This is a genomic window from Pseudodesulfovibrio portus (genome assembly GCF_026000375.1).
In the GTDB taxonomy this organism is placed as follows: domain Bacteria; phylum Desulfobacterota; class Desulfovibrionia; order Desulfovibrionales; family Desulfovibrionaceae; genus Pseudodesulfovibrio; species Pseudodesulfovibrio portus.
Genome location: NZ_AP026708.1, coordinates 1,072,734 through 1,099,024, shown reverse-complemented (window position 1 = coordinate 1,099,024; position 26,291 = coordinate 1,072,734). Strand labels below are relative to the sequence as shown.

Genomic DNA, 26,291 nt, shown 5'->3' with positions numbered 1-26,291 from the left:
ACATGAGAGTACTGCTGGTTGACGACGAAGTGGAACTGGTCTCCGCCATGGCCGAGCGGCTCGGTTACCGCGGCCTGGACGCCGACTGGACCGACAACGGCGAGGACGCCATCAGAATGGCCGCCGAGACGGAATACGCGGTTGCGGTCCTCGACATGAAGATGCCCAGGATGGGCGGCCTGGAACTGCGGGAGAAGCTGGCGTTTCACCACCCCGGCATGCGCTTCATCTTTCTTTCCGGGCACGGCTCCGAGTCGGACTTCAAGGCCGGGTGCGCCGCCGGGTGCAGTTATCTCATCAAACCCATCCAGCTCGAGGACCTCGTGGACATGATCCGGGAAGTCGTCGGGGAGGAGTTGTCATGAGCCAGGCTACCGTTCCTGCCCGCGAAGGGTTGAAATTTTTCGGGCGCGTCAGCGCTTCGGTGTCCCACGAAATCAAGAACGTCTTCGCCGTCATCAACGAGGCGGCGGGGTTGATCGAGGATTTCACGCTCATGGCCGAGCGCGGCATGCCCCTCAAACCGGAGAGGCTCAAGTCCGCCGCCAACGCCATTCAGGGCCAGATTCGACGCGGCGACACCATTGTCAAGAACATGAACGCCTTTGCCCACTCCACGGACGAGGACGTCCGCGAGGTGAACCTCGCGGAACTGCTCGGCCTGACCGTGGCCCTGGCCAATCGCCTTGCCGACATGAAACAGATCAGGCTGACCGCCGGCGACTGTGAGCCGGTGTCCCTTGCGGCCGATTCCTTTGATCTGATGTTGCTGCTGCACTCCTCCATCGCGGCGGCCCTTGATGCCCTGTCGGCGGGAGATACTCTGGCCGTGGGCGTGAAACCCGAAAACGGCGGCGCATCGTTCTCCCTTTCCTCTCCCGGAAAGGATGCGCCACTTGCGAATGATGAGGCCTTCGCCCAGTTCGCCCGGTCCATGGGGGCCGACGTGGGCGTGGACGAGGACAACAGGGCAAGCGTGCTGCGCATCCAGCCGACCGCCAGGCCCGAGTAAAACGACATTCACCTATCAGGAGAAATACCATGTCCGAGAAAGTACTGCTTATTGATGATGAAGAGGAATTCCTGAACGCCCTGTCCGAACGGATGGAAATCCGCGGCATGGACGTGAAGACTGCCGCCACCGCCGATTCGGCCGTGGCCGCGCTGGACAACAACGAATACGACGCCATCGTCCTCGACCTTCAGATGCCCGACATGAACGGCATCGAGATGCTCAAGGCGATCAAGGTCCGGCACCCGGACATGCAGGTCATCCTGCTGACCGGCCACGCCACCGTGGAGGCAGGCATCCAGGCCATGAAGCTGGGCGCCATGGACTTCATGGAGAAGCCCGCCGACATCGAGTCCCTGACCGAGAAGATCAAGAAGGCCCAGGCCAAGAAGATGGTCATCGTGGAAAAGAAGACGGCCAGCAAGGTCAGCGACATCCTCTCCCACAAGGGGTGGTAGAAACCGCTTGAGGGTCGACCCCGATGCCGGGGCGAGGGAAAACGAAGGGGGGTGCGGATTGTTCCGCGCCCCCCTTTGTCGTCGTTGAAACGGGCCGCCTAGCGCACGCCGTGTTCGGACATGAACGGGACGTACTCCCGGTCCGTGCCCATGATGTGCTGGACGAGCCAGTCGCGCAGGAACTGCATGACCTCGATGGACACGGTGGCCCTGCCCTCGGTCAGGGCCAGCTCGAAATCGCCGACCTTTTCCACGAACTGGCTGTGGGCGGACTTGTGCTCCGCCGTCCCGGGGTAGCCGTGTTGGTCGAACAGTTTCTCCTCAAAAGCGAAATGGGTGACCACGTATTCCTTGAGCCCGGTCACGATGTCCCGCATGACAGAGGCCGATTCCTTGTTGCGCATGGCCTGGTTGAGGCCGTTGATCAGCTTGACCAGCTGCTTGTGCTGGGCGTCGATGGAACCGATGCCCAGGGCGAGCTTGTCGGACCAGGAGACGAGGTCGTCGCTGACGTTGAGGCTGTCGGCGTCCCGGGCGGTTGTCATGGACTGGACGGTCTCGTTGAGGTCGCTGATCAGGGCGGTGATGGAACCCAGGTTGTCGGCGGAGCGGGCCATGCCCTCGGTGGATTCCGAGGCGATCCGGTTGACTTCGGTCACGGCCCGATTGATCTCCTCGGACGTGGACGACTGCTGCTCGGCAGCCGTGGCGATGGAGGCCACCTGGGCGGAGGTCTCGTCCACGATGGAAACGATCTCCTCCATGAACCGTCCGGCCTCGTCGGCGGCCTCGGTGGACTGGTTGATGTCCTCGGCGGCGGCCACGACCGCCTTGACGTTTTCCTCCGCCGCCTCCTGGATGGAGCCGATGGCGCCCGCCACTTCCTTGGTGGCGTCCATGGTCTTTTCGGCCAGCTTGCGGACCTCGTCCGCCACCACCGCGAACCCGCGTCCGGCCTCGCCTGCCCTGGCCGCCTCAATGGCGGCGTTCAGCGCCAGCAGGTTGGTCTGGTCCGCGATGTCGGTGATCACGTTGAGGACCTGGCCGATGGACGACGCCTGGTCGCCCAGTTGGGTCATGGTCTCCTTGAGGTCGTTGATGCGCGTGCCGATCCTGTTGATGGACTCGATGGCATTGCGGACGCCGCTGGCGCCGGTGGTGGCCTTGTCCCTGGAGTCTTCGGCATTGGTCGCCGCGTGTGAGGCGTTGCGGGCCACCTCGGCCACGGAGGCGTTCATTTCCTCCATGGCGGTGGCGGTCTCCGCAATGCGTTCGCTCTGCACCTTGACCCCCCGGGCCACCTGGTCCACTTCGGCGGACAGGGCGTTGACCGATTCGAGCACGTCGCGGGATATCTGTTCCGCCTTGCCCGAGGCCTGCTGCATGCTCTGGAGGAGGTTGCCCACGTTTTCCTCGTTCCGGTTGGCCCTCTCCAGCGCCTCGTTGGCCTTCCTGCCTTTCTCCTCGGCCTCCCGGGCCTGTTCGTCGGCCTGTTCGGTCCGTTCCCGGAGCGTGCCGACCATGGTCTCGATGGACTCCTTGAGGGTGAGGAGTCGGCTGGTGAATTGCCCCCTGATGGTGGCGTTCAGGTCCCCCTCGACGATCTTGAGGGCGAAATCGCGGATGGCGTCCAGGGGGGCGATGATCTGCCGCTGGATGAGGTAGAGGATGACGGCGGTCAGGAGCAGCCCGAGCAAGATGCACGTGGCCTGGGTGATGAGCAGGTATTGGACCTTGGCTTCGGCGCTTTGCTGGAACATGCCAACGGCCTTGTCCATTTCCTTGAGGAGCCGGATGTTGTTGTCCAGCACCCGATTCCAGGCCCCGGCGTGGTCATCGGCCAGCACGAGGTCCATGTCCTTGGCGAACGGCTTCCAAATGGAAAGTACCTTGTCAAGCTGGGCCGCGATGGCGGCTTCCGCCTGCGGGAGCTGCGCGGTGGGCCCGGCCGGGTCCAGGCTGAGGGGGGCCGGCCCGGAATTCTTCAGGGCGAGCAGCGTGGCCTCGAAGACCCGCATGGTGTTCCGGGCCGAGGACCTGTTCTTGTCCGCAAGGGCGGGTACGGATTCGGCCTCATGGGCGGCGGTCAACGCCTCCTTGGTCATTTTCTGGCTGAGCATGCGCTGCCTGCCCGCCAGGTTGATGACCAGGCCGTCGGCTTCCTGCATGGAAGTGATGATCCACGTGGCGGTGAACATGGCCGCCGAGATGGTGAACAGGACCAGGATGGCCGCAAACAGTTTCTTCCTTATGGACATGTAGAGCTCCTGCAAGGGATTGGGTTCGCGCGAGCACCACGTTTTCGGGTGCCGGGCGCGCCTGTCGATTCTCGTCTGTCATCCGATTGTACTTCAACCAGCGGCTCGGGCGCGCAGCGTGGGTTTTGTCGTAACTGATAGCTATTCTCCGAATATCATGGAGGGGTTCATGTTTACAACAGAATTCATTGTGTAAAAGTGAGCAGGCGTGAGCGGCTTTGCCCGGTCGGGGGAGGGGGGAAAAGTTGTGAGCCACGGATGGGGTCGCGGCTCGAAGGGGAGTTTGTCCGGGAAAAGCGGATGCGGGAAAAGGTTCCTGTTGGAGAAAATTATTTTTATGGCAATAGTTTTTGAATACAGCATGTTGAAAGAATTGGCACGATCCTGGCTAACCGGCTTCCCAGGCGGTGAAATAGCGAGTTTTTAGATTGAAATTGAATATGAGTCAGATTTTCCCTGACCCCCTGGAAACAGCTAGAGGTACACCATGACCGAATTGAATGAAAAACAGATGCAGGATCGCGATTTCCATGCCTGCTTTGCCTCATTTGCCCAGAAGATGGCCAAGGACGGCACCCCCGCCATCGTCATCAACGGGTTCAAGGATCAGATGCGCCGGTTCTTCGACGGGGATCGGGCCTTTCTGGGAGAAGGGGACATCACCCCTGTCATGGACAGCGAGGTCCCCGAGATGGGCGATCTCAGGAAGTACCGCGCCGCAGGCTACGCCGCCCTGGCCAGGACGGCCATCATCAAGCTGAACGGCGGGCTGGGGACCAGCATGGGCCTGGATGGGCCCAAATCCTTCCTGCCCGTTCGCGAAGGCCGGACCTTCCTGGATCTCATCCTGAACCAGGTCCGGTCCATGCGCGAGGAGTTCGACGCCCCGCTGCCCCTGGTGCTCATGAACAGCTTCTGGACCGACGAGCCCACCCGCAAACGGCTCCAGGACGAGATCAACGGCGATCCGCATGTGGCCATGTCCTTTGTGCAGCACCGCTACCCCCGCATCCGCCGGGACAACCTCGCCCCCCTGACCATGGAGGGAACCCCGGAGCTGGAATGGAATCCTCCGGGACACGGCGACATCTATACCTCTCTCCTGACCACGGGTACCCTGCGCCGGCTGCTTCTGTCCGGCTACCGCTACGTGTTCGTGTCCAATTCCGACAATCTGGGCGCGGTCTTCGACGCCAGCCTGCTCGGCTACATGGCGAAAAAGGGAATCCCCTTCCTCATGGAAGTGTGCCGCCGCACCCATCAGGACCGCAAGGGCGGTCACCTCATGAAACGCAACGGGTGCCTAGGCCTGCGGGAAGTGGCCCAGTGCGCCCCCGAGGACATGGACCAGTTCCAGGACGTGAACAAATATTCCTTCTTCAATACCAATTCCATCTGGATCGATCTCAAGGCCGTGGAGGAGGCGTTCCTCAAGCGCCGCCAGTTCGACCTGGAGCTGATCGTCAATCCCAAGCGGGCCATCCCGGGCGACCCGGACTCCCCGGAAGTCATCCAGTTGGAGACCGCCATGGGCTCGGCCATTTCGCTCTTCCCGGGCGCCCAGGCCGTGGTCGTTCCCCGCAGCCGCTTCTCTCCGGTCAAGACCATCGGTGATCTGATGCTGACCATGTCCGACTGCTTCAAGGTCACGGACAGCAGTTCGGTGGTCTGCCGCACGGACTGGCGCAAGCTGCCCTCGGTCAGCCTTGACCCCCGGGTCTATTCCACGGTGGGCAACTTCTTTTCCCGCTTCCCCGAGGGCGTGCCCTCCATGGCCGGTTGCCGGGGGCTGTCCGTCAAGGGCGACGTCCGCTTCCAGGGCGACGTAACCCTCAACGGCCGCGTGTCCATCATCAACAACACCGGCCGCCAGGCCGTGATCCCCTCGGGCCACAATCTGACCGGCGACGTGGCCCTCGTGTAGCTTGTGAGCGGGGTGGACGAATCCGCCGCCGGTCTCCCTGTTGCAGAAAAACCGGTCGCACGCTAACCTTGCAATATACTTGCGATGCTCTTCCCCCGAACGGGAAGAGCATCGTTTTGCGACCTGTTCGTGAGCCGCCGGTTCTTTTTCCCAATCGATAAAAGGTGTCTGAGCCGTGGACGACAAGAGCATCTTGGATGTGTGGACAATGAGCGCAAGGGAGCGCAGGGATGTCTGCGTGATTCCTGACGGATGCCGGGATGTTATTGTTGTCCGGCATGAAAGCGGCAAAACCGAGGCCTTCATCTCGCCGCTGTATCGTCAGACCATCAGGGTGGAAGTGAAACCAAAGACCGAATGGACGGGGTTTCGACTCCGCCCGGGCTGTGACGTGAAGGGCATAGACATGCCGGGCTTGCTGGCGTCGCCGCATTCGACGGATGCGCTGATCGATCGTATAGAATGCTCCACCCGGGTTGATGCGAACACCGCTGAAGCCGTCGGCTGCATTAAAAGGCATGGCGTCAGCGTGCAGCACTGCGCGAAGCAACTGGGGGTCAGCCCGAGGACGCTTCAGCGTTTGCTCGCGAGGAACACCCGGCGCAGTCCTTCATTCTGGCTGCGTCTTGCACGGGTCAGGCTCTGCGCACGGACATTGGTCGAGTCCGGCGTCCGCCCGGAAGTGGCGTATGAATGCCACTATGCCGACCAGGCGCATATGTGCCGTGAGATCAAGGAGTGGTTCGGCGTGTCCCCCTCGGCGCTGTTGCAGCGCCGGGATTTGACGGAGCAACTCTTCTGGCGGGCCTACTAGGTCGCGACAGGGGTGCAGATTTCCACGAGGAATCCGTTCATGTCAGAGACATAGGCCGTTGTCTGGCCCCATGCCATTTCTTCCGCTTCCTGCACAACTGTTGCTCCGGCGGCGACTGCCTTCTCCATGGCTCCTGCGACGTCTTCGGTTTCAAAGGCGATCTCGAAGCAGGGGCGATGGGGCTCGGGAGCGGCTGGGGTTTTTCCGATCCGGCGAAGGAGCGACAGAGAGCAAAAGGCCAGGGCGGTGGCTCCTGTGCCCAGTTCGCCGTAGTCGCCTCCTTCATGGAGGAAGGCGGTCTTCAGTCCAAATGCATGCTCGTAGAATTCCAGCGTTTCCGCGACATTTTCCACATAGAGTATGGTGTATCTGAATCGCATGTGATGCTCCTTTTTCATGGTCAATGGAAAAGGAACATAGCGCAGACGGGATCATCTGTATTGAATAAATGCGACACAACGAATATTCGGCCTGCCTCAAGGTGAGGGGCGAAACCGTTTACGTGTCCAATGAGTCGGGCAGGGTCTCCACGAACGCTTTGATCTCGTCCCGGACGCGGCGGTAGACGGCCAGGACGGCGTCCTCGTCGGTCATGTCCCGCGTCAGGGAGGGCGGGTCGTCGAAGCCCGCGTGCACGACCCGTGTCTTGGCCGGGAAGTAGGGGCAGTTCTCGTTGGCGTTGCCGCAGACCGTGACCACGTAGTCGAACTCCAGGTCCGCGGGCAGGTCGGTGACCAGCTTGGAGGCGTTGGCCGAGATGTCGATGCCCGCTTCGGCCATGACCTTGACGGCGCGGGGGTTGATGCCGTGGGTCTCCACGCCTGCGGAGTACGCGGCCAGGGTGTCGGACTTGAGGTGGGTGGTCCACCCCTCGGCCATCTGGCTGCGGCAGGAATTGCCGGTGCAGAGAAAGAGGATGTTCTTCATGGTGCGTTCCTTATCGGGCGTTGGGCGTCCTGCGCACGTGGCAGACCCCGGCCAGGGTTTTCTGCTCGAGGGGAAAGTATTTCTTCTTGAAGTATATGGCCACGTTGACCAGGGCGATGAGCACCGGCACCTCGACCAGGGGGCCGATGACCGCAGCGAACGCCTCGCCGGAGTTGATGCCGAAGACCGCGATGGCCACGGCGATGGCCAGTTCGAAGTTGTTGGACGCGGCCGTGAAGCTCAGGGTCGTGGCCTGCTCGTAGTTGGCGTCGGCCTTCCATGACAGGTAGAAGGAGACCAGGAACATGATCAGGAAGTAGATGGTCAGGGGGATGGCGATGCGCACGACGTCGAAGGGCAGGGCCACCACCTTGTCGCCCTTGAGCGAGAACATGACGCAGATGGTGAAGAGCAGGAAGATGAGCGTCAGCGGGCTGATCTTCGGGATGAACACGGTCTCGTACCACTCCTTGCCCTTGAGCCTGATGCCGACGAGCCGGGAGAACATGCCGCCCAGGAACGGGATTCCGAGATAGATGAACACGGATTCGGCTATCTGCCCCATGGAGATGTCCACGGCGGCACCTTCAAGGCCGAACCAGCCCGGCATGACCGTGATGAAGACGTAGGCGTACACCGAGAAGAAGAGCACCTGGAAGATGGAGTTGAAGGCCACCAGCCCGGCGCAGTATTCGGAGTCGCCGTGGGCCAGGTCGTTCCAGACGATGACCATGGCGATGCAGCGGGCCAGGCCGATGAGGATCAGGCCGACCATGTACTCGTGGTGGCCGGACAGGAAGATGACGGCCAGGCCGAACATGAGGATCGGGCCGATGATCCAGTTCTGGGCCAGGGACAGGGCCAGGACCTTGTAGTTGCGGAAGACACGGCCGAGCTGCTCGTATTTCACCTTGGCCAGGGGCGGGTACATCATCAGGATCAGGCCGATGGCGATGGGAATGTTGGTGGTCCCGACCTGAAAGGAGTCGATGACGTCCTTGATGTTCGGGAACAGGTAGCCGCTGCCCACGCCGATGAACATGGCCAGGAATATCCAGAGTGTCAGGTAGCGGTCCAGGAAGGACAACCGTTTGATGGTCGATTCGGACATGTCGGGTACCTCTTGTCGCGGTCTAGGCCGCGCACGAATTGTCGGTGTCTTTGGTTTCGAGAAAGTTCATGAGGCGTGCGTAGTCCTGCCTGGCCTCTTCCAGTTCGGGGAGGTTCTGCTTGAGCACCTGGAGGACAAGGGCCTGGATTTCCTGCTGGGGGGCAGCCAGGGAGTAGTATACCCATTGGCCCTTGCGGCGGCTCTGCACCCAGCCGGAGTTCTTCAGAAAAGACATGTGCCGCGACATGGTGGACTGGGGCAGGTCCAGTCCGTTCATCAGGTCGCAGATGCACAGTTCGCCGTGATCCAGCAGCCGGATGGCCCGCAGCCGGATGGGCTCGGCCAGTCCCTTGAAGCATTGAGCGAGTTGTTCCATGGCCATCTCGTATATCCGGATAAGCGGATATGTCAATGGGCGGCGTGTGACGAACGTGTGTCTTTTGATGGAGGCGGCGCCAGCGAGGTCACTAGCATCATGGTGGCCAAGCTGATGCCCAAAAGGGGTGTGGCCATGATCCACACGCCTTGAAAAAGAGTAGTTGGTAATTCGATTGAGAGCATGCAGGCCGATTAGAATTTCATATGTCTTTACAGTGTCTTGCCATGGATGTTGAGTGAAAGGAGAATCGGCCCGCTGGTTTTCTGAAAAAACCGGACAAGTGGCGCAGTCGGTGGTGCTTTTAATTGGTGGATTAAAAATGTAAAAACACAGAAGACTGTTTTTGTTAAAAGAACAATGGTTTTCAATAAAAAAGCAGGGAGTCCTGTTTTCCCCGCCATTAGGCGGATTCCGGCTGGATAGGTGTAAAATTGCAGGTATGAATCGACTCTCAAGATGATAATGGTTGCTGTCTTGGAATAAACATAATAGCTATTATCGGCCATCAAGCGTGTCCGAAAATATCGGACTAGAGGGCTTTTAGATGGCGACTTCTTTTTGGCGCTGCATTAACCTCTTTGTTTTGTTCGTTGTTTTTGAGTTGGTATGAATATTTCATATATTAAGAATACGCCTTCGATAGGAGGGCGAAATGTGAACGATTTAATGCGGGGGATTGGGCATGAAGAAATTATTGATCGCCATGAGTCTGGTATTCGCGATGTCCGCTGTCGGGGCACAGGTGGCGCATGCAACGAGCCTCGTCGGTTCCGACTATCCGAACGATATAAGTGCAACCATTTCTTCGACCCTGGCCGGTACGAGCCTGACGCTGCAGGTGACCAACACTTCCGGCGTTGAGTCATATCTGACCTCCCTGGCTTTTCAGGTCCCCTCAGGGCTTGGACTGACCTTTGATGGCGCATTCCTGGCCGACGGCACCACCCCCTTGATCCACCAGCAGAACGAGAACACGACCTATGAATGGACCTTCGGCACCGTGACCGGAAACGACGTCGGCAACCGGGAAGCGGTGCGTCCCTACAAGGATTCAGTGAATTTCGGACTGTTCACCGACGGCGGCTTTCTGGGCGGGAAAAAGGTGATCGGCATCGCCGACGGCGACACTGCCATTTTCATGTTCACCGTCACGGACGGCTCGTTCACCGGCCTCGAACCCTTCCTGGCGCGATTCCAGGCGGTCTGGGACGGTGACTCCCTGGATGGGAGCGACATCGCGACCCCGACCCCCATTCCCGGCGCGGCGTGGCTGCTCGGTACCGGCCTGTTCGGGCTGGTGGGCCTGCGCAGAAAGTTTCGGTCCTGATCTACCCAAGCTAATTCAAATTGAGAATGAATGATGAGCGGCGGCCCAATGCCGCCCGCAGTATTCCCCAAGGAGCCAGAGTATGAGAGCCTACAGATTGATGATCCTGACCGCGTCTGCGGTCCTGTTGATGAGCGTGTCCGCTTTTGCCTTACCGTTCCCGAGCACGCTGGACAACTTCACCAGCAAGGACACCAGTGAATATCTTTCCCTGAACAGCATCGTGCCCGGCACCGAGGGCGCTTCCCCCATGAACGACGTGCCCGGCGGCCTGTGGGACGTTTCTTTCGCCTACGAAGAGGCCGGACACAACAACTTGTGGACCGCCCCCACCGGCGAGCAGCTCTCCAACGAGGGTGCGTGGGGGGCCACTGTTTCAGGTGTGCAGCTTGCCGGTTCTTCCTTTTACGATGTCGATGATCAGGAACTGTTTTCCATGGCCGACAACAATGCGGTCTGGATCTTCACAATTCTGAACGACTTCACGGTCAACGGCACGACGTTCCTGGCGGGCAATCTGCTTATCGCCTTCAACGACGCCTGGAACGGCGACAGCGACTACGACGACATGATTCTCCAGGCCAGCAGGGCCGCTACCCCGATCCCGGGTGCGGTCTGGCTGCTCGGCACCGGACTGGCAGGCCTGATCGGTCTGCGCCGCAGCCGGCAGTAACGCCGACGCGTCAATGACAGCGAGGCCCCGGCAGTCCGTCTGCCGGGGCCTCGTCTTTGCTCAGGATGGGGTGGTGCGGTACAGCCGCCGTCTGATCCGCCTTCCGGCCCAGGTCCCCAGCATGACGCCCGTGGTGTTGGCGATGAAGTCCCAGAACGAGGGGGTTCGATTGGGCACCAGCCCCTGGACTCCTTCCAGGAGTATCCCCCAGAGCACCAGGAGAAGCGCCCAACGAAGAAGGCGTCGTTCTTCTTTGAGGAATAGAGGTTGGAGCAGAGCCAACCCGGCGTAAGAAATCAGGTGTAACAGCTTGTCACTGCCAATAATCGGCTGAAAATGGCCTGTTCCGGGCAAAACAGACCCCACGGACACAAAAGTCAGACAAATTAGCCACAGTGTCCGGGAAAAATGGATACAACGTTGTTGGGTACGATTATTCATTTGTTTTTGTTTCACTTTTGCTTATTGTTGAAGTGCGCGGCGGTGTTGATTTCGTGTCGCGGTTTTGGCGGCAACACCCGGTTGTTTCAAGGAATTTGGGCGCAATCGTGAGTTTTCCACAGGGGCAAGCTTCTTTTTTTGTGAAATAGTCTTGAAAATTCGGAAAATTGCCATTTTTTAAGTCGCAGTAAAAATAGCATAGCGCTAACCTCTCCGAATATAGGGAATTATTTGTATTGGCATAAAAATAGCATTTTGAAAATGACCGCTTCAGACCCAAGCATTTCCTGCCTGATACGCCATTATTCCGGCGTGAAAGGGACACCGGGAAGGGTCGACCGAGTCGGCGGAGCGGACGATGTGTGTCATTGCTGCTAAAAAGTAAGGAACGCAGTTTGTCTAAGTCAGTAACCATTTGTTTCGACACCCTGGAGTCGGTTCGGGAGTCCCTCGAACACGAGGCCACGGTACGCGATGTCGAAGTCGGTGTGATCATCAATCGCGCCATCGAACAGTTCCTCAGCGGGCAGCAGCTCGTCAACAGGAGAGAACACGGCCGCGTCGGCGTGGATATGTCGGCAGTGGCCCGGCCCATCGATGGCGAGGTCGGTACCGCAATCCTGCCCGGACGGATTCTCGATCTTTCCGAGGGCGGCCTCAAGCTCCAGTGCCACAGTGAATTCGAAGACATCGAAGAAGTGGTCAAGGTGGGAGGCCAGGTGGAAATCATCTTCACCGTGCCCGACAAGGAGTACCCGGTCTGTTTTACTTGCGAGGTGCGCCACATCTACCGCAAGGACGCTTCCGAGTTGGGATGCGAGTTCGTGGACGGGAACAACGACAATTTCGATTCGCTCAAGACCATTCTCGCCGCCGGCGTGAACTAGTCGCGCCGGTTCCCGCCTGGAGATAGAAGGGCGACGAGCGGTTACGGGCATCATTCTACCACAATGCTTCAATGGAAAAGGCGGATATTCCGCCTTTTTTTCGTTGAAATTACATCCTTGCCGGTTGCTTGTAGTCGATTTCGTGCTTCTGCAGGAGTTCGTAGAGCCGCGCCCTCGACAGGTCCGCCACCTTGCAAGCCTTCTTGAGGTCGCCGTCGGTCTGCTTGATGAGTTCGATCAGGTACTCGGCCTCCATCTGGGTGACCACCATGTTTCGGACTTCCTTGAATGTCGGCAGAATCTCGATCTCGGTCTCGGGCTTGGGCATGACCGTCACTTGATGTTGCTGGTGGACCGGGGTTTCGTTGGCCTTTTCCACCGTGGACTTGACCATGCAGATGCGCACTTCGCGCGGCAGGTGGTAGGAGGTCAGGGTCTTGGCGTCATAGGAATTGGAGATGGCGTAGTTCATCGTGTTGATCAACTCCCGGACGTTGCCCGGCCAGTTGTACTGCTTGAGCGCTTCCAGGCAGTCCTGGGAAAGCCGCTTGCAGGGAGCGCCCTGCTCCTCGCAGATCTTTTTGATGTAATGGTGTGCCAGGGGCTCCACGTCTTCGGGCCGCTCACGCAGGGGCGGCAGGTTGATCAGGCAGGACTTGAGTCGGAAATAGAGGTCCTTTCGAAACGTGCCTTCCTGCACCATGCGGGACAGGTCCCGGTTGGTGGCCGCCACCAGCCTGAAGTCGCTGGAGACTTCCTGCTTCGAACTGAGCGGCCTGAAGGAGTGTTCCTGCAGGACGCGGAGCAGGGAACGCTGGGTGGGGGCGGCGAGGTCCGCGATTTCGTCGAGAAAGATGGTGCCCCCGTCCGCTTGCTTGAACAGCCCCTCGCGGCTTTCCTTGGCGTCGGTGAAGGTGCCCTTTTCGTGGCCGAAGAGAATGGATTGGGCCAGGGTGTTGGGCAGGTTGGTGCAGTCCACCACGGTGAAGGGCTTCTTGCGCCGGTCGCTGTTGTCGTGCACGGCCCGGGCGAACAATTCCTTGCCGGTGCCGGTCTCGCCCAGGAGCAGGACATTGTTCTTGGTGCGGGCCACGATGCCCACCCACTGGATGGCGCGCAGCAGCTTCGGGCTGGACCCGATAATGGGGCCGCGATGAAATGTTGATTCGGATATGAAGCGGTTTCGGGCGTCCCTGTGCTTGACGCACCGGGTCAGGCACTGCTCGAAGTCCACGAAACGAAACGGCTTGACCAGGTAGTCCCAGGCCCCCATCTGGATGGCGGACTCGGCGTGCTGGCTGTCGCGGGAGGCCGAAACCACGATGACGTCCGGATTTCCCGGAGTGGATTGGATCTCGGGCAGATGGTGCAACCCGTTGTGCGTCCCGAGGTCGACGTCGAGAAAGACGATGTCGTAGGGGAGCTGCTGCAATTCGGCCATGCCTTCGTTCAGGGTCGGAGCGCAGACGCACTTGAGCCCGAGACGATTGATCATGTTCTCGAAAAGGAGGCGAAAATCCTCGCCGTCATCGATGAGCAGTATTCTTGCCATTGAACCCGGTTCAGCGCGGGAAAGCGTATTAACTATCTTTAATGGCGTGCAAACGCACGCGACCCAGCACCTTACTGGCAGCTCGGCTGTCTCCCTGAGATCCGTGGCTTTCCGTCCTGAATTCGCATTCAGTTTGGCTTTTCAGTAAACGTATTCTTCATATTTCTTGTCAGATTTCAAGGTATTTTGGCAAGAAGTAGGTGAAGTTTTCATCCAAAAAGGTGGGAAACTCTCGTCGATTTGGGAATTTCTCCCGTATTTTCCGATCGATTTGGGAGATGCCCGTCTGGTTTTTTCGGATCACTGGCGTTATGAAGGGTTAGCCATTGCCATGAAGCGGTTTTATCCCGTAAGGGTTTGACAAAACGGCGTTGGCATAGTCTTTTCATGCAGCGTACTTCAAAACCTGTGAGATGAATGTGGACAACCAGAAGGAATATCTTGTCTCCGGAGAACTCGCCGAAAGCCTGGAGATAATGGCGGCGAAAGTGGACTCCACGCCGGAAGCCCTGCTGGCGAGTATCGTTTCCCAATATCTCGGTCGGCATGTGGTCCCGGAGGGCGCGGAGGAGCGGCGGGCGTTCAGGCGCGTGGACATCTCCATCCCGGCCATGCTGTACCTGGAAGAGGACGGCAAGGCCTCGGTGCGGTATCAGCCTGCCAATATCCGTGACGTGTCGCCGGGCGGCATGCGGGTGGTCTGCTCCGGGCGCAAGCTGTGCGGACGGTTGGCGTCGGAGTATGCCTCGGGTCTCGAGTTCGAGGTTATCTTTTCCTTTTCAGAAGACATGAAGCCGGTCCGGTTCCGGTGCAAGTCGGTCCGGATGGAGGTTGTGAACAAGGACCTGCACATCGGCGCAAGGATCATCGGATCCGATGCCGAAGGCAAGGCCATGTACGACAGGGTCGTGGACAGCGACCTGTGTTGAACTGCTGGTATCGCTTTGGAATAATGCAATTTTATCCTGTTCGTGCGAACAGGGTGACGGGAGAGGGTATGAAGGCTTTGAAGAATTTTCGTATTTCGATGGCCGTTGCGGCCTGTGTGGTCTGTCTGTCTTTGGCCTGGTCTGCACAGGCGGGCTCCATGGACTCGTTCACCCTTGGGGCCGGGGACGTCCTGGAGGTTTCGGTCTGGGGCGATGAGAGCCTGACCCGGCCCAATGTGATCGTCCGGCCCGACGGCAAGATCTCGTTCCCCTTGATCGGGGATATGCAGGCGGCGGGTAAGACCGTGGAACAGTTGCGAAAAGAATTTGAAACGCGTATAGGAGAATACGTCTCCGATGCGCCGGTGACGATCATGCTGCAACAGCTCGGGAGCGCCCAGGTCTATATTGTCGGCAAGGTCAACCGGCCCGGCGTGTATCTGATGAGCGGTCAGATAACGGTACTCCAGGCCCTGGCCCTGGCAGGCGGCATGACTCCCTATGCGGAGAGTGACGACATCCTGGTGGTTCGCATCGGCAGTGACGGGAAGCAGAAATATCTTCCCTTCAACTATGTCAAGGCCGTTGCCGGAGACGGGTTGGACGAGAACGTCCCGCTCAAGCCGGGCGATACGGTTCTGGTCCCCTAACCGGCAGTCACTTTATCCGATACGCAGGTAGCGAAATCGACATGCAGTTCCTTTATTCGCGTTCAACCACGATCTGGAGCCTCCTTGCGCTCCTCTTCGTGGTCTGTGTCGCGCCCGGCCCGGCCCGTGCGGAAAAAGGCGTGGTTACTCCCTCCATCAGTGCCAAGACGACCTACAACGACAATGTCCATTTCAAAAAGAAAACCGACTTCGAATGGCTTTTGGTCCCGGCGGTAAAAGTGGATTACGGCCAGGAGGACTGGACCCTGTCCACCGGTGCCAGGGCCAATGTTTATCGCTATTCGGACCTCAACCAGTATGACCGGGAGAACTACAATTTCTGGTTGGACGGGGAGAAGGACATTACCGAGACCCTCCAGATCAACTTCAGAAGTTCTTTTTCCTACGACCACACCTTTGAAGATGAGCTGACCGAGTCGGGCAACGTCACGTCCCAGGCCCTGCGCCGCAGGTATTCCCTGTCTCCCGGCGTCTCGTGGGGAATGACGGAAAAAGACAACCTGACCCTGACCCTTCCCTACAGTCAGACGGTGTACACGGGCAGCAGCAACGCGGACAGCGTGTCCAAGGGCGGGACGTTGGGCTGGTCCCATGTCATGAACAACGAGCGGGTGAGCCTTCTGGGGCAGTTTTCCCTGACCAACTACTATTTCGACCGGACCGATGGGTACACGGATCAGGATGTCTACAACCTGATGGGCGGCATGCACTACAAGCCGTCAGAACTGTTCGATATCACCGCCTATTTTGGCCTCGGCCATGCCCGTTCGGACGTCACGTTCAGGACTTTGCAGGACACCACCGGAGCGAACACGTACTTCAGTTTCGACCTTGCAGGCACCTACCACCGGGAAAAGTGGGAATTCACCCTGGGGGCCGACCGTCAGGCTTCCCCGTCCACGGACGGCGAGGTGACGGTGCGAACCAGGATGAAGCTGTCGGGGAAGTATTCCTTTACCGAACGGCTCTCCTCCGCTGTCGAGACCGCCTATTTTCAGACCGAATCCGGGGGCCTGATTTCCGAGAGCAAGAAACGGACGTATTACGTTCACCCCTGGATCGGATACAAGTGGACCGAAAACGCTTCCATCCGCCTCGAGTTCCGGCATACCAACAACAAGAATCTCCTAACAGACAAAGAGCAGAAGCAGAATCAGACGGCCCTTCGTTTTGAATACCGTTATCCCTGGTTCTTCTAACCTGCCCGCGAGGATGCAATGGAATCGAACACCAACGAGATTGCGATCTATATCAACGCCTTCAAGCGGAGGAAATGGTTGTTCGTCCTTCCTGCGGCGGCCATCTTTCTGCTCGCGTCTCTGATCATTCTCTCCCTTCCGTCAATTTACGTGTCTTCCGCAACCGTCCTGGTCGAAGGCCAGGAGGTCCCCCAGGAGTTGATCCAGACAACGGTGACCGGTTATCTGGAAGAGCGTCTCCAGTCCATCAGCCAGATGGCCTTCAGCCGCAAGAACCTGACCGCCATTATTGATAAGTTCGGTCTTTATGCCGAATACAAGGAGACCCTCACCGGCGAGGAGATTCTTGAAATGATGCGGGAAAACATCCAAGTCGAGAATATACAGGCTGAAGTGGTGAGCAGTTCGGGGCGGGCCAGCACGGCCACAGTGGCCTTCACCATTTCCTTTGAAGGCAAGTATCCCAAACAGGTCTTGCAAACCACCAACGCCCTGGTCTCGCTGTTTTTGGAGGAAAACCTCCGTGCGCGAGAGGAAAAAGCGCTCACGACCTACGACTTTCTCAACAAGCAGCTCGATCAGTTGCGCGATGAGGTGCAGACCGTCGAGGGCCGAATTGCCGAGTTCAAGGAACAGCACTACCGTTCCCTCCCCGAGTTGACCCAGCTCAATCTCCAGGCCCTGGAGCGGACGCAGAAGGACATCGACGCCCGCCAGGAAATGATCAAGACCCTCACGGACCGCAGGGTCTATCTCGAAGGGCAGCTGGCCACGGTGGACGAGAACATGTACTCCTATAACGCCGAGGGACGACGTATCCTTTCACCCGAGGAGGAACTGAAATCCCTGCGCAGCCAATACCTCTCCCTCAAGACCACGCGTTCGGAAAAACATCCGGACATGATCAAAATCAAGGGCCAGATCGAATTGCTGGAGACGGAACTCTCCTCTCGAAACAGGAGCCAGGACATTGATGCGGAGCTGGCGTCCTGGAAACGGGAACTCGAAAGCCTGGAAAAGCGCTATACGGACAAGCACCCCGACGTCATCAATGCGCGCAGCAAGGTCGCGGAATTGGAAAAGGAACGGGTCGAGGCCACCAGGAATCCGAGCGTCCTGACCTCCGGGGTGGACCTGGACCAGGAAAACCCGGCCTACATTAATCTCAAGACTCAGATTCAGGCCACCACTCTGGATATCCGCAACGAGAGGAACATGCTGGCGGAGCTGCGCCGGAAATACGACGAATACGTGAGCTACATAGAGCAGAGCCCCCAGGTGGAGCAGGAATATCTGCGGTTGCAGCGGGATTACCAGAATTCCAGCGCCAAGTATCAGGAGACCCAGCAGAAGGTTCTGGCCGCCCGCCAGGCCCGTGAGCTGGAAAAGGAAAACGTGGCCGAAAAACTGTCCCTGGTGGAGCCTCCCATCCTGCCGGAAACCCCGGCCAAGCCCAAGCGGGCGCTGCTGATGGTCGTGGCCTTCATTTTATCTCTCGGCCTTGGCGTGGGGGTGCTTTCCATCGCGGAATTCATGGATAATTCCCTGCATGACAGCTTGACCCTGGCCGCCGTAACGGCAGCGCCGGTGCTCGGCGTCATCCCCTATGTCCAGACAAGCGAGGAAATCGCGGCCAAGCGGAAGCACAAGATGGTGGCCGTCCTGGGTTCCATGGGCGTCATTGTTGCGTCGGTACTGGTCGTGCACCTTTTCGTCATGCCGATTGATATTGTTTTTTATAAGATAATGGATAAGTTGCAGAGACTGCTGTAGCAGAGCCCGTCCCGAGGAAGAGAGCAATGAGCAAGATCGCGAAGGCATTGAAGAGGGCCCAGGAAGAACGGGTCGACGGAGCCGGGCAGCAGGCCGCATCGACGCCGCCGGCCGGGGAAACCCAGTTGGTCGGGGAAGAGGCGCAGAAGCCGGAGTACCGGCGCACCCAGGTGCAGGAGACCACGGACCTGCACATGGAGCGCAACCGGTTGTTGACCGACGGCAGCGCCCAGCACACCCGGGACGCGTTCAACGTCCTCCGGGCAAAGTTGCTGCAGAACACCCGCAAGGAACGGTTCAATACCATTATGGTCACCAGCCCGCGACGGCAGGAAGGCAAGACCATCGTGGCCACCAACCTGGCCATGGCCATAGCCCGTGACGCGCGCCAAACCGCGCTTTTGGTGGACATCAACCTGCGCTGGCCCGGCGTGGCCCAGACCCTGGGCGTGTGCCGCGATCAGCAGGCCGGGATCGAGGACTACCTCATCGGCCAGATGGAACTCCCGGAGCTGATGGTCAACCCCGGTATCGAAAAGCTGGTGGTGCTGCCCGCCTGTCAGGCCACCACCGAATCGGCCGACCTGATCAGCTCCCCGCGCATGCACAAGATGGTCCGGGAGTGCAAGAACCGATACCCCGACCGCTACGTGATATTCGACTGCCCCCACGTGCTGGACATGCCCGACGCGCTGGTCTTCTCCACCTACGTGGACGGCGTCATCCTGGTGGTGGAAGAGGGCAAGACGTCCCAGGCGGACATCAGGGCCTCCATCGACATGCTCGGCGATGCGAACATCATCGGTGTGGTCCTGAATAAACACGTGACCCAGTAGGCTGCCATGTTTCGCACATTTTACGGGTTGACGGAGAAGCCGTTCGACATCATCCCCAATCCGGGCATTCTGTACCGAAGCGAGAAGCACAACCAGGCCCTGACCTATCTGCGCTACGGGTTTTCCGAGAATATCGGCTTCATCCTTTTCACGGGCGAGATCGGCACAGGCAAGACCACGCTGATCAAGTACCTGCTGACTGAATTGACCGACGACGTCGAAGTGGCGGTGGTCTTCAACACCAACGTCAACGCCGAGGAACTGCTCCGGCTCATCCTGATCGAGCTGGAGGTGGAAGGGGTCGGCCAGGACAAGTCCAAGAATCTCGATCTGCTCAATCAGCATCTCATTGAAGTCTACAGCCAGGGGCGGCGTTGTCTGCTGATCATCGACGAGGCCCAGAACCTGTCTTCCGAGTCCCTGGAAGAGGTGCGGCTTTTGTCCAACCTCCAGACCGACACGCAGCCGCTGCTCCAGATCATCCTGGCGGGCCAGCCGGAACTGCGGGATATCATTCAGGGGCCCGGCCTGGAACAGCTGGCCCAGCGCGTGGCCATCAGCTACCACCTGGTGTCGCTTTCCCGGGAGGAGATGGGCGAATACGTCCGATACCGTCTTGAAAAAGCCGGCGCCAAGGACGGCAACCTGTTCGATGAAGATGCCCTGGACCTGCTGCACGAATACACCGGGGGCATACCCCGGTCGGTCAATGTCATGTGCAACGCCGCCCTGGTATACGGGTACGCGGATTCCATGGAGACCATCTCCAGGGACGTCATCAAGCTGATCATCGATGACAACATCGGCATCGACCCGCACCGGGCCGGGACTCCGGCAACGATATCGCCCGCTGGTGCGGCTGCTGCAGAGGGGTTGAGCGAGGAGCACCTCAGGCGGATCGCCCAGCTCGAGTCCCAGGTGGCCAAGCTCGTCGCCCAGGTCAACTGGCAGTCGGGCCAGGTGGACGGTTCCCTGGCCAAGGGAAACGACAAGTTGGTCAAGTCCCTGACCGAACTGCTGGAAAAGGAACGCGTCAGGTCCGAGCGGTATTTCGGGCGGTGCATCGCCCTTTTTCACAAGAACCGGATGCTGAAGCAGCAACTCGACGAGTTGTCGGGCCGGGAAACAATGGACTCCATCGACGAGCATGAGGAGAAGGAGCGCAAGAAGGGCTTTCTTCATTCTCTGTTCGGCGCTTTCACGTTTTGAAAGAAAGAGTGAAGGTTGGTACGGTACCGGAAAGCAGGCTTCATGAAATCGGTGCAGCGGTCGATGGACAGCGGGCGGAACAAGAAGCTGCCTGTTGCCGTCAAGGGCTTCGGATGTCTGATTGGTGCTCTCATTCCCAACTGCATGTTGTTGCGGGGTTGGAGCCATGGAGATTCTCGGCGGCCCGGGCCCGGTATCAATTGGCTTGTGTCCCAACGATACGGTCCGCATGCCGGTGGATGAAGCGTTGGCGTTTGCAGGGAGGGATTGCATCCGTCAGCTGCCTCGACCGACAACAGGTGCCGCATCCGGGTGCGGATTATTGAGGATGGTGAAGCCGGTGAAGCATCATGTATAAGGAACAGGTCTACGTCACCACCAACGTCGCGCTGGTCATGGACGGCATTGTCGTCATCCTGGCCGGCTACGCCGCGTACTATCTCCGCTGGCTTCTGGGCGGCGATGCGGAATGGGCCTTGGACGGCGGCATGTTCATCTCCATCGTCATGTCGCTCATGTTCGTCAACTGCTATGTCCTCGGCCAGTTGGGCTTCTACGCCTCGGACTTCAACCCGCCGTTCTGGGCGGCCCTGCGCAAGGTGACCCTGGCGGTCGCTATTGACTTTTCCCTGGTCACCATGGGGCTGTTTTTCATCAAGGAAGAGTCCCTTTCCCGGATGTTCCTCGGCATATACGCCGCGTTGGTCTTCATGGGGCTTATGTTCGTGCGCGCCCTGTTCTATTATTTCTTCCGGCGCAGCGCGGACGCCTATGGATTGCGGCGCATCCTGCTGGTGGGCAGCTCCGACCGTGTTGAGGCGGTTTTCAAAGCCTTTCAGCGGCAGAAGAGCTGGGGTCACACCCTGGTCGGTTCGCTGGCCGTAGGGCCGCTGTTCCAGATAGAGGGCCTTCCCTGCCTCGGGTCGGCGGAGGACATGGCTCATATCATCCTGGAAAATGATGTCGACGAGGTCGTGTTCACCGTGCCGGGCAACGTGCCCTTTGACTTTCCCATGTATCTCGACATCTGCAAGGAAACGGGTTTGACCTGCCGCATCGTGCCCGCCATGTTCGCCCCGGACGACGGTCGTTGGGGACTCCAGGTGGATTCCATCGACAATATCCCTGCCCTGAGCCTCTACGGCACCACCATCAATGCCAGCGGGCTGTTTTACAAGCGCCTCCTGGACCTGGCGGGCGGAGCTCTCGGGTTCGTGCTGCTGTGCATCATGTATGTGCCCATCGCCCTGGCCATCAAGCTGGAGTCGCCGGGGCCGGTCCTGTTTTCCCAGGTGCGCGTCGGGCAGAACAACCGCAAGTTCCGTTTGCACAAGTTCCGCTCCATGTACATCGACGCCGAGGAGCGCAAAAAGGAACTCATGGACAAGAACGAGATGGAAGGGCACATGTTCAAGATGAAGGACGACCCGCGCGTGACCAGGGTGGGACGTTTCCTGCGCAAGACTTCGCTGGACGAGTTCCCGCAGTTCATCAACGTCATCCGTGGCGAAATGAGCCTGGTCGGCACCCGGCCGCCTACCGTGGACGAGGTCAGCCACTACGCCAAGGCCGAAAGGCGGCGCATCTCGATGAAGCCGGGCGTGACCGGGCTGTGGCAGGTGTCCGGGCGCAGTGAGATCAATGATTTTGCGGACGTGGTAAGACTGGATTTGGAATATATCGACGGCTGGCGTTTCATTCATGATATCCGGATTGTTTTCAAGACCATTTGGGTGATATTCACGAAACACGGTGCATCCTAGAAATATAAGTACACGGAGCCGATCCAATGACGAAAAAGGTATGTTTGCTGTTGTGTGTCCTCGTTTTGTTCGCCGCCTGTTCCTCCTCGGAGGAAAAGAGCGTCGAGTACACCGAGAAGGCCATCAAGTATTACGAACAGGGCAAGTTCGACGAGGCCATGGTCGAGGCCAAGAACGCCATCAAGCTGGATAACAAGTCGGCCAAGGCATACCTCGTGCTCGCCAATTGCAACATCCAGTCCCAGAACTGGCGCAAGGCCTTCGGCTCGTACGGGCGGGCCGTGGAACTCGACCCCTCCCTCGTGGATGCGCAACTCGGACTGGGCCGCCTGTATCTGCTCTCCCGACAATATGACAAGGCGTCGGAACAGGCGCGCATCGTGCTTGAACTGGATCCGGAAAGTACGGCCGGCCATATGCTGAAGGCCGGGGTGCTCCTCCAGTCGGGGGATCTCGACGGCGCCCAGCGGATTTTGTCCGCCATCCTGACCAGCCACCCGGGCAACGCCGATGCGGTCATCGGTCTGGTCACCACCTACGAGCGCAAGGGAGACAAGGACAACGCCGACAAAACCCTGCAGGAGGGGTTGGCGGCCAACCCGGGCAACAGGGTGCTGCTGTTCAAGGCGGCCACCATGGCCGAGGCAGTCGAAGATTATGCTGCCGCCGAGAAATATTACCTCGCCCTCCTGGACGTTTCCGAGAACAAGGCCCCTGTGCAGTTGATGATCGCCCGGCTCTACGAGCGGTCAGGGCAGACGGCCAAAGCCGAGTCCATGATGCTGCAGCAGATCGAAGCCAACCCCGACAGCCTGGAGTATCGACTGGCTTTGGTCGGGTTCCACATGCGGAGCAATCATTTCGACCAGAGTCTGGCCGTGCTCGACACGGCTGAAAAGGACGGCCTGAAGGATATCAAGCTCGAGCTGGCACGGGCGGACATTCTCTTTGCCCAGAAAAAGGTGGATGAAGTGGTTGCGCTGCTTCCCGCCATTGCCGAAAAGTATCCCGACCACCCCCTGGCCGCTTCGGCCCTGTCCAAGCTCGGCACGCTATACATAGCTCAAAAGGATTTCCCGGCCGCGCTCGAGGTCCTGGACGACGCCGCCAGCCGCAGCGCCTCGCCGGAGATTCTCTATCTCCGCGCCCAGGCTCGTCTCGGCACGGGCGATGTCGAGGGGGCCATCGCCGATCTGCAGATCGTGCGCAAGGAGATGCCGGAAAACTATCAGGCCCGGTATCTGCTGGCCCGCGCCTACTTTGCCCAGGACAAGGGGTTGATGGCTGTCGAGGAACTGCATGACACCCTTGAGCTCAATTCGGACTATGCCCCCTCGCGCAACCTGCTGGTGCAATATTATTCCCGCTACGGCCAATGGGACGCCGCCGAAGAGGAGCTTGGCGTCCTGCTGAAGCAGAACCCCGGGGAACCGTCCCTGCTCCTGGCCCTGGGCGATGTGAAGCGGATGCGCGGTGAAGAGGCCGCAGCCAGGGAAGCCTATTTGTCCGTGCTGGATCTGCCCGAGGGCCACGGCCCGGCATTGCTGCGTCTCGGTCTCCTGGCCGAGGCCGGAAAGGACTATCCTGCGGCCATCGACTATTACGAAAAGGTGCTCCAGCTGCATCCCAAGTCCGCTGCGGCCATTGAACGCAAGCTGCTGGCCCTGTATGCCTCCGGCGACACGGCCACGTTCGAGGCGTATCGCAATGAACTGTTGGCCGAAGACGCGAACAGTCCGATCCTGCACGACATGTTCGGCCGTCTGGCCATGATGCAGAAGGATCGCGAAGCTGCGGAAAAGGAATTCCGCAAGGCGAGCGAGCTGGCCCCGGAATGGAGCGTGCCGTATCAACGTCTGATCGGTCTCTACATGGCCAACAACGAGACGGACAAGGTCGTCAAGGAGTGCAAGGCCGTGCTGGAAAAGAACCCCGACGCCTATGTCGAGGAGTTCATGCTCGGCCAGATCTACCAGATGAAGGGCGACATCGACGGTGCGATCAAAGCGTACGAGTCCGTGCTGAAGAAGCAGCCCAAGTTCCTTCCCGCAGCCAACAACCTGGCATACGTCCTCGCGGAGACGTCCACGGACGAGGCGACGCTGAAGCGGGCGCTGGACCTGGCGCAGCTGGCCGCCGAGAAGGGCAACCCCGAGGCTCTGGACACACTGGGATGGCTCTACCATTTGCTTGGCAACCGCGAACAGTCCATTGAGACGCTGAACAAGGCATACGAAAAGATACCCGACAACAAGACCGTCGCCTACCACCTGGCCGTGGTCCTGGCCAAGTGGTCCCACAACGTGGAGGCCCGGCGAGTGGTTGATGCGGCGCTCAAGGACGGCCAGGATTTCCCCGAGCGCGCCCAACTGGAAGAACTCATGAAATCACTGTAGAAAATATCTGAGACCCGGGCAGTTCCTTTTGAATCGGAAGGGATTGTCCGGGTTTTTCGGATTTGATAAGTCCTGTGGGGGCAAAAAAGTTATCAACAGGATAAACAATTAATTTTATTAAGTTTGCATGCTCCTTGCACTAATTGGGCATATAGACGCACTTAAACGCAACCGTGCATTATACTCTTACAAACGAGGTATATAATGTCCATGATCATCAATGCCCCCACGACCAAAGTGTCGACCTACGACGTTGCCGGCCAGACCGACGTCCAGTTCAACTTTGATTTCGATCCGACCGCGATGCGGGCGGACGGGACCACTCTTATAGTTGAATATGAAGGCAACGAGATTCGTCTTGAAAATTTCTTCGACGCTGACGGCAATTCCCTGGTCGAGAATTTCCTGACCCAGGACGGGCAGACGTTCTCCGCCGCGGAATTCCTGGCGGCGATCATGGGCGGCACCGAGGGCGGCAATACCGCTGAAGATATCGAGACCGCAGCCGGTGCCGCAGCCGGTGGTTCCGGCGCAGGCGCCTACAGCGACGATGCCGGAGTCCTGTTCGACGGCCTGGACGCCTTGGGCGGCCAGGGCGATGCCTACGACCAGCAGCAGCCCGAACCGGTCGAGGAAGTGCCGGGCGACACCCGGGGCAGCGGCGACAACAACATCGATTATCAGGGTGAGGCTGTTTGGAGGCGCTTTGACAACGACGACTATACCTCCGTCGCATTTTACAAGCCCAAGGCGGACGAACAGCAGATCGCCGACAGTGCCGACCTGTACGGCCACATACGGACCCGGACCGAGTACCACGGAACCGATGGCAACGACGTCCTGACCATGCCCGACATTTACGGCTATGGTTCGGTGCTGCTCCTTGAAGACGATTCCCCCGGTGCTCCCTGGAGCAACTCCGATGGTACGGATGCCCGTATCAGCGGAATCGAGGAGATCCGGGGCAGTTCCTTCGACGACATCATCGATTTGTCCAGCACGACCATGGATTACACCGACGGCAACGGCAACATCATGGACGTGAAGGTTTACGGTAACGACGGGGACGATGTCATCTGGACCAATTCCGGCAATGACTACATCGACGGCGGTGCCGGTTCCGACAACCTGATCGGCGGCATCGGAGACGACACCATCCTCGGTGGGACCGGTGACGACATCATCAAGGGAAGCGGCGGGGCCGATCTGCTCAACGGCGGCGACGGCGACGACAACCTTTATGGCGGCACAGGCGAAGACGTCATGTACGGCGACGCCGGTAACGACTACCTCCACGGCGGGGCCGGCAATGATCAGATATTCGGCGGCGACGGCAACGATACGATCAACCCCGGCACCAACGACCCCGGCCTCAACGGTGCCAGCTCCGGCATCGCGTATGACGAAGTAACCTTGGGTGACGGGCATGATACTCTTCTCATTAATTCGTCGTCATTGACCCCGGATGATCCCATTCTTGACCCCTCCAGCACTGATTGGAGCATTGTTGAAGTGAGCGACTTTGTGGATGGAGAGGACCAGATCCAGCTTGACGGCTGTTTCTTCACAAATCTTTATTTCCGCAATGATACCGACGGCACGGTCGATCCTGCCCTGGTCTTTACCGCCAACGCGGACGGAAGCGGGGCGAGCACGATTGTGGTGCTGGATAATTGGACTGTCACCGATTTTTACAACAGCCAGTTGTACATCGATCTGACCACTTAGCGACCGGATGGCTGAACGTCCCTG

Annotated in this window: 25 protein-coding genes and 1 riboswitch; of the genes, 17 read left to right on the top strand and 8 right to left on the bottom strand. The window is 59.0% G+C overall.

Translation table 11 applies throughout. The features are described 5' to 3' along the window. Nucleotides 1-2 precede the first annotated feature (2 nt). From OO730_RS05265 to OO730_RS05255, 3 genes are read left to right on the top strand one after another with little or no spacing between them, the layout of a single operon-like run. Nucleotides 3-365, top strand: coding sequence for a response regulator (locus OO730_RS05265; protein WP_264983534.1), 363 nt, complete (start codon nucleotides 3-5; stop codon nucleotides 363-365). Beyond that, nucleotides 362-1,012 (top strand): sensor histidine kinase, encoded by a 651-nt coding sequence (locus tag OO730_RS05260; RefSeq protein ID WP_264983533.1) that lies wholly within the window; start codon nucleotides 362-364, stop codon nucleotides 1,010-1,012. The genes OO730_RS05265 and OO730_RS05260 overlap by 4 nt, the downstream gene beginning before the upstream one ends. Nucleotides 1,013-1,041: 29 nt before the next feature. Further along, nucleotides 1,042-1,470: a response regulator gene (locus OO730_RS05255; RefSeq protein WP_264983532.1), complete on the top strand. Its 429-nt coding sequence runs from the start codon at nucleotides 1,042-1,044 to the stop codon at nucleotides 1,468-1,470. Nucleotides 1,471-1,568: 98 nt separating this feature from the next. On the opposite strand, the gene OO730_RS05250 is transcribed toward OO730_RS05255, so the two are convergent. After that, nucleotides 1,569-3,728: a bacteriohemerythrin gene (locus OO730_RS05250; RefSeq protein ID WP_264983531.1), complete on the bottom strand. Its 2,160-nt coding sequence runs from the start codon at nucleotides 3,726-3,728 to the stop codon at nucleotides 1,569-1,571. A 487-nt stretch (nucleotides 3,729-4,215) separates the two neighbouring features. Here OO730_RS05250 and OO730_RS05245 point away from each other — a divergent pair, with 487 nt between their 5' ends. Continuing rightward, entirely contained in the window at nucleotides 4,216-5,652 is a 1,437-nt protein-coding gene (locus OO730_RS05245; protein WP_264983530.1) for a UTP--glucose-1-phosphate uridylyltransferase, read from the top strand. A 175-nt stretch (nucleotides 5,653-5,827) separates the two neighbouring features. Further along, nucleotides 5,828-6,466 (top strand): helix-turn-helix transcriptional regulator, encoded by a 639-nt coding sequence (locus OO730_RS05240; protein ID WP_264983529.1) that lies wholly within the window; start codon nucleotides 5,828-5,830, stop codon nucleotides 6,464-6,466. On the opposite strand, the gene OO730_RS05235 is transcribed toward OO730_RS05240, so the two are convergent. The 5 genes from OO730_RS05235 to OO730_RS05215 form a co-directional block, all read right to left on the bottom strand. Next, nucleotides 6,463-6,846 (bottom strand): VOC family protein, encoded by a 384-nt coding sequence (locus OO730_RS05235; protein WP_264983528.1) that lies wholly within the window; start codon nucleotides 6,844-6,846, stop codon nucleotides 6,463-6,465. The two genes, OO730_RS05240 and OO730_RS05235, sit on opposite strands and share 4 nt — an antisense overlap. Nucleotides 6,847-6,964: 118 nt before the next feature. Then, nucleotides 6,965-7,393, bottom strand: coding sequence for an arsenate reductase ArsC (locus OO730_RS05230; RefSeq protein WP_264983527.1), 429 nt, complete (start codon nucleotides 7,391-7,393; stop codon nucleotides 6,965-6,967). 10 nt (nucleotides 7,394-7,403) lie between these two features. Further along, entirely contained in the window at nucleotides 7,404-8,504 is a 1,101-nt protein-coding gene (gene arsB, locus OO730_RS05225; protein ID WP_264983526.1) for an ACR3 family arsenite efflux transporter, read from the bottom strand. A gap of 22 nt (nucleotides 8,505-8,526) precedes the next feature. After that, the gene (locus OO730_RS05220) at nucleotides 8,527-8,880 is read right to left on the bottom strand and encodes an ArsR/SmtB family transcription factor (RefSeq protein ID WP_264983525.1); all 354 of its coding nucleotides are present in this window, start codon (nucleotides 8,878-8,880) and stop codon (nucleotides 8,527-8,529) included. Nucleotides 8,881-9,092: 212 nt separating this feature from the next. Beyond that, entirely contained in the window at nucleotides 9,093-9,389 is a 297-nt protein-coding gene (locus OO730_RS05215; protein WP_264983524.1) for a hypothetical protein, read from the bottom strand. 176 nt (nucleotides 9,390-9,565) lie between these two features. On the opposite strand from OO730_RS05215, the gene OO730_RS05210 reads away from it, so the two are divergent. Together OO730_RS05210 and OO730_RS05205 are read left to right on the top strand one after the other, a co-directional pair. Continuing rightward, complete coding sequence (locus tag OO730_RS05210) at nucleotides 9,566-10,210, top strand: hypothetical protein (protein WP_264983523.1); 645 nt, start codon at nucleotides 9,566-9,568, stop codon at nucleotides 10,208-10,210. Between the two features lie 82 nt (nucleotides 10,211-10,292). Continuing rightward, the gene (locus OO730_RS05205; protein WP_264983522.1) at nucleotides 10,293-10,883 is read left to right on the top strand and encodes a VPLPA-CTERM sorting domain-containing protein; all 591 of its coding nucleotides are present in this window, start codon (nucleotides 10,293-10,295) and stop codon (nucleotides 10,881-10,883) included. Nucleotides 10,884-10,943: 60 nt separating this feature from the next. Here the strand turns inward: OO730_RS05205 and OO730_RS05200 are convergent, their stop codons facing one another. Beyond that, nucleotides 10,944-11,324: a VanZ family protein gene (locus OO730_RS05200; protein WP_264984127.1), complete on the bottom strand. Its 381-nt coding sequence runs from the start codon at nucleotides 11,322-11,324 to the stop codon at nucleotides 10,944-10,946. A 395-nt stretch (nucleotides 11,325-11,719) separates the two neighbouring features. Between OO730_RS05200 and OO730_RS05195 the strand changes: the two genes are divergently transcribed. Next, a complete protein-coding gene (locus OO730_RS05195; protein ID WP_264983521.1) occupies nucleotides 11,720-12,211 on the top strand; it encodes a PilZ domain-containing protein in 492 nt (163 codons plus the stop codon). A gap of 109 nt (nucleotides 12,212-12,320) precedes the next feature. On the opposite strand, the gene OO730_RS05190 is transcribed toward OO730_RS05195, so the two are convergent. Beyond that, nucleotides 12,321-13,763 (bottom strand): sigma-54-dependent transcriptional regulator, encoded by a 1,443-nt coding sequence (locus tag OO730_RS05190; RefSeq protein WP_264983520.1) that lies wholly within the window; start codon nucleotides 13,761-13,763, stop codon nucleotides 12,321-12,323. Nucleotides 13,764-13,836: 73 nt separating this feature from the next. After that, nucleotides 13,837-13,911, bottom strand: a riboswitch (cyclic di-GMP riboswitch). Nucleotides 13,912-14,182: 271 nt separating this feature from the next. Here OO730_RS05190 and OO730_RS05185 point away from each other — a divergent pair. From OO730_RS05185 to OO730_RS16225, 9 genes are all read left to right on the top strand, one after another. Further along, nucleotides 14,183-14,692, top strand: a complete 510-nt coding sequence (locus OO730_RS05185) for a PilZ domain-containing protein (RefSeq protein ID WP_264983519.1) — start codon at nucleotides 14,183-14,185, stop codon at nucleotides 14,690-14,692. A gap of 68 nt (nucleotides 14,693-14,760) precedes the next feature. After that, nucleotides 14,761-15,342, top strand: a complete 582-nt coding sequence (locus tag OO730_RS05180; protein WP_264983518.1) for a polysaccharide biosynthesis/export family protein — start codon at nucleotides 14,761-14,763, stop codon at nucleotides 15,340-15,342. A gap of 41 nt (nucleotides 15,343-15,383) precedes the next feature. Next, nucleotides 15,384-16,562 carry an outer membrane beta-barrel protein gene (locus OO730_RS05175; protein WP_264983517.1) on the top strand — a complete coding sequence of 393 codons (1,179 nt, stop codon included), beginning with the start codon at nucleotides 15,384-15,386 and terminating at the stop codon, nucleotides 16,560-16,562. Nucleotides 16,563-16,580: 18 nt separating this feature from the next. Continuing rightward, the gene (locus OO730_RS05170; RefSeq protein WP_264983516.1) at nucleotides 16,581-18,335 is read left to right on the top strand and encodes a GNVR domain-containing protein; all 1,755 of its coding nucleotides are present in this window, start codon (nucleotides 16,581-16,583) and stop codon (nucleotides 18,333-18,335) included. A gap of 26 nt (nucleotides 18,336-18,361) precedes the next feature. After that, nucleotides 18,362-19,171 carry an AAA family ATPase gene (locus tag OO730_RS05165; RefSeq protein ID WP_264983515.1) on the top strand — a complete coding sequence of 270 codons (810 nt, stop codon included), beginning with the start codon at nucleotides 18,362-18,364 and terminating at the stop codon, nucleotides 19,169-19,171. 6 nt (nucleotides 19,172-19,177) lie between these two features. Beyond that, complete coding sequence (locus tag OO730_RS05160; RefSeq protein WP_264983514.1) at nucleotides 19,178-20,380, top strand: ExeA family protein; 1,203 nt, start codon at nucleotides 19,178-19,180, stop codon at nucleotides 20,378-20,380. A 350-nt stretch (nucleotides 20,381-20,730) separates the two neighbouring features. After that, nucleotides 20,731-22,143: a sugar transferase gene (locus OO730_RS05155; RefSeq protein ID WP_264983513.1), complete on the top strand. Its 1,413-nt coding sequence runs from the start codon at nucleotides 20,731-20,733 to the stop codon at nucleotides 22,141-22,143. A 26-nt stretch (nucleotides 22,144-22,169) separates the two neighbouring features. After that, on the top strand, nucleotides 22,170-24,539 hold the full coding sequence (locus tag OO730_RS05150) for a tetratricopeptide repeat protein (protein ID WP_264983512.1): 2,370 nt from the start codon (nucleotides 22,170-22,172) through the stop codon (nucleotides 24,537-24,539). A gap of 204 nt (nucleotides 24,540-24,743) precedes the next feature. Further along, the gene (locus tag OO730_RS16225; RefSeq protein WP_323373368.1) at nucleotides 24,744-26,267 is read left to right on the top strand and encodes a calcium-binding protein; all 1,524 of its coding nucleotides are present in this window, start codon (nucleotides 24,744-24,746) and stop codon (nucleotides 26,265-26,267) included. Nucleotides 26,268-26,291 lie beyond the last annotated feature (24 nt).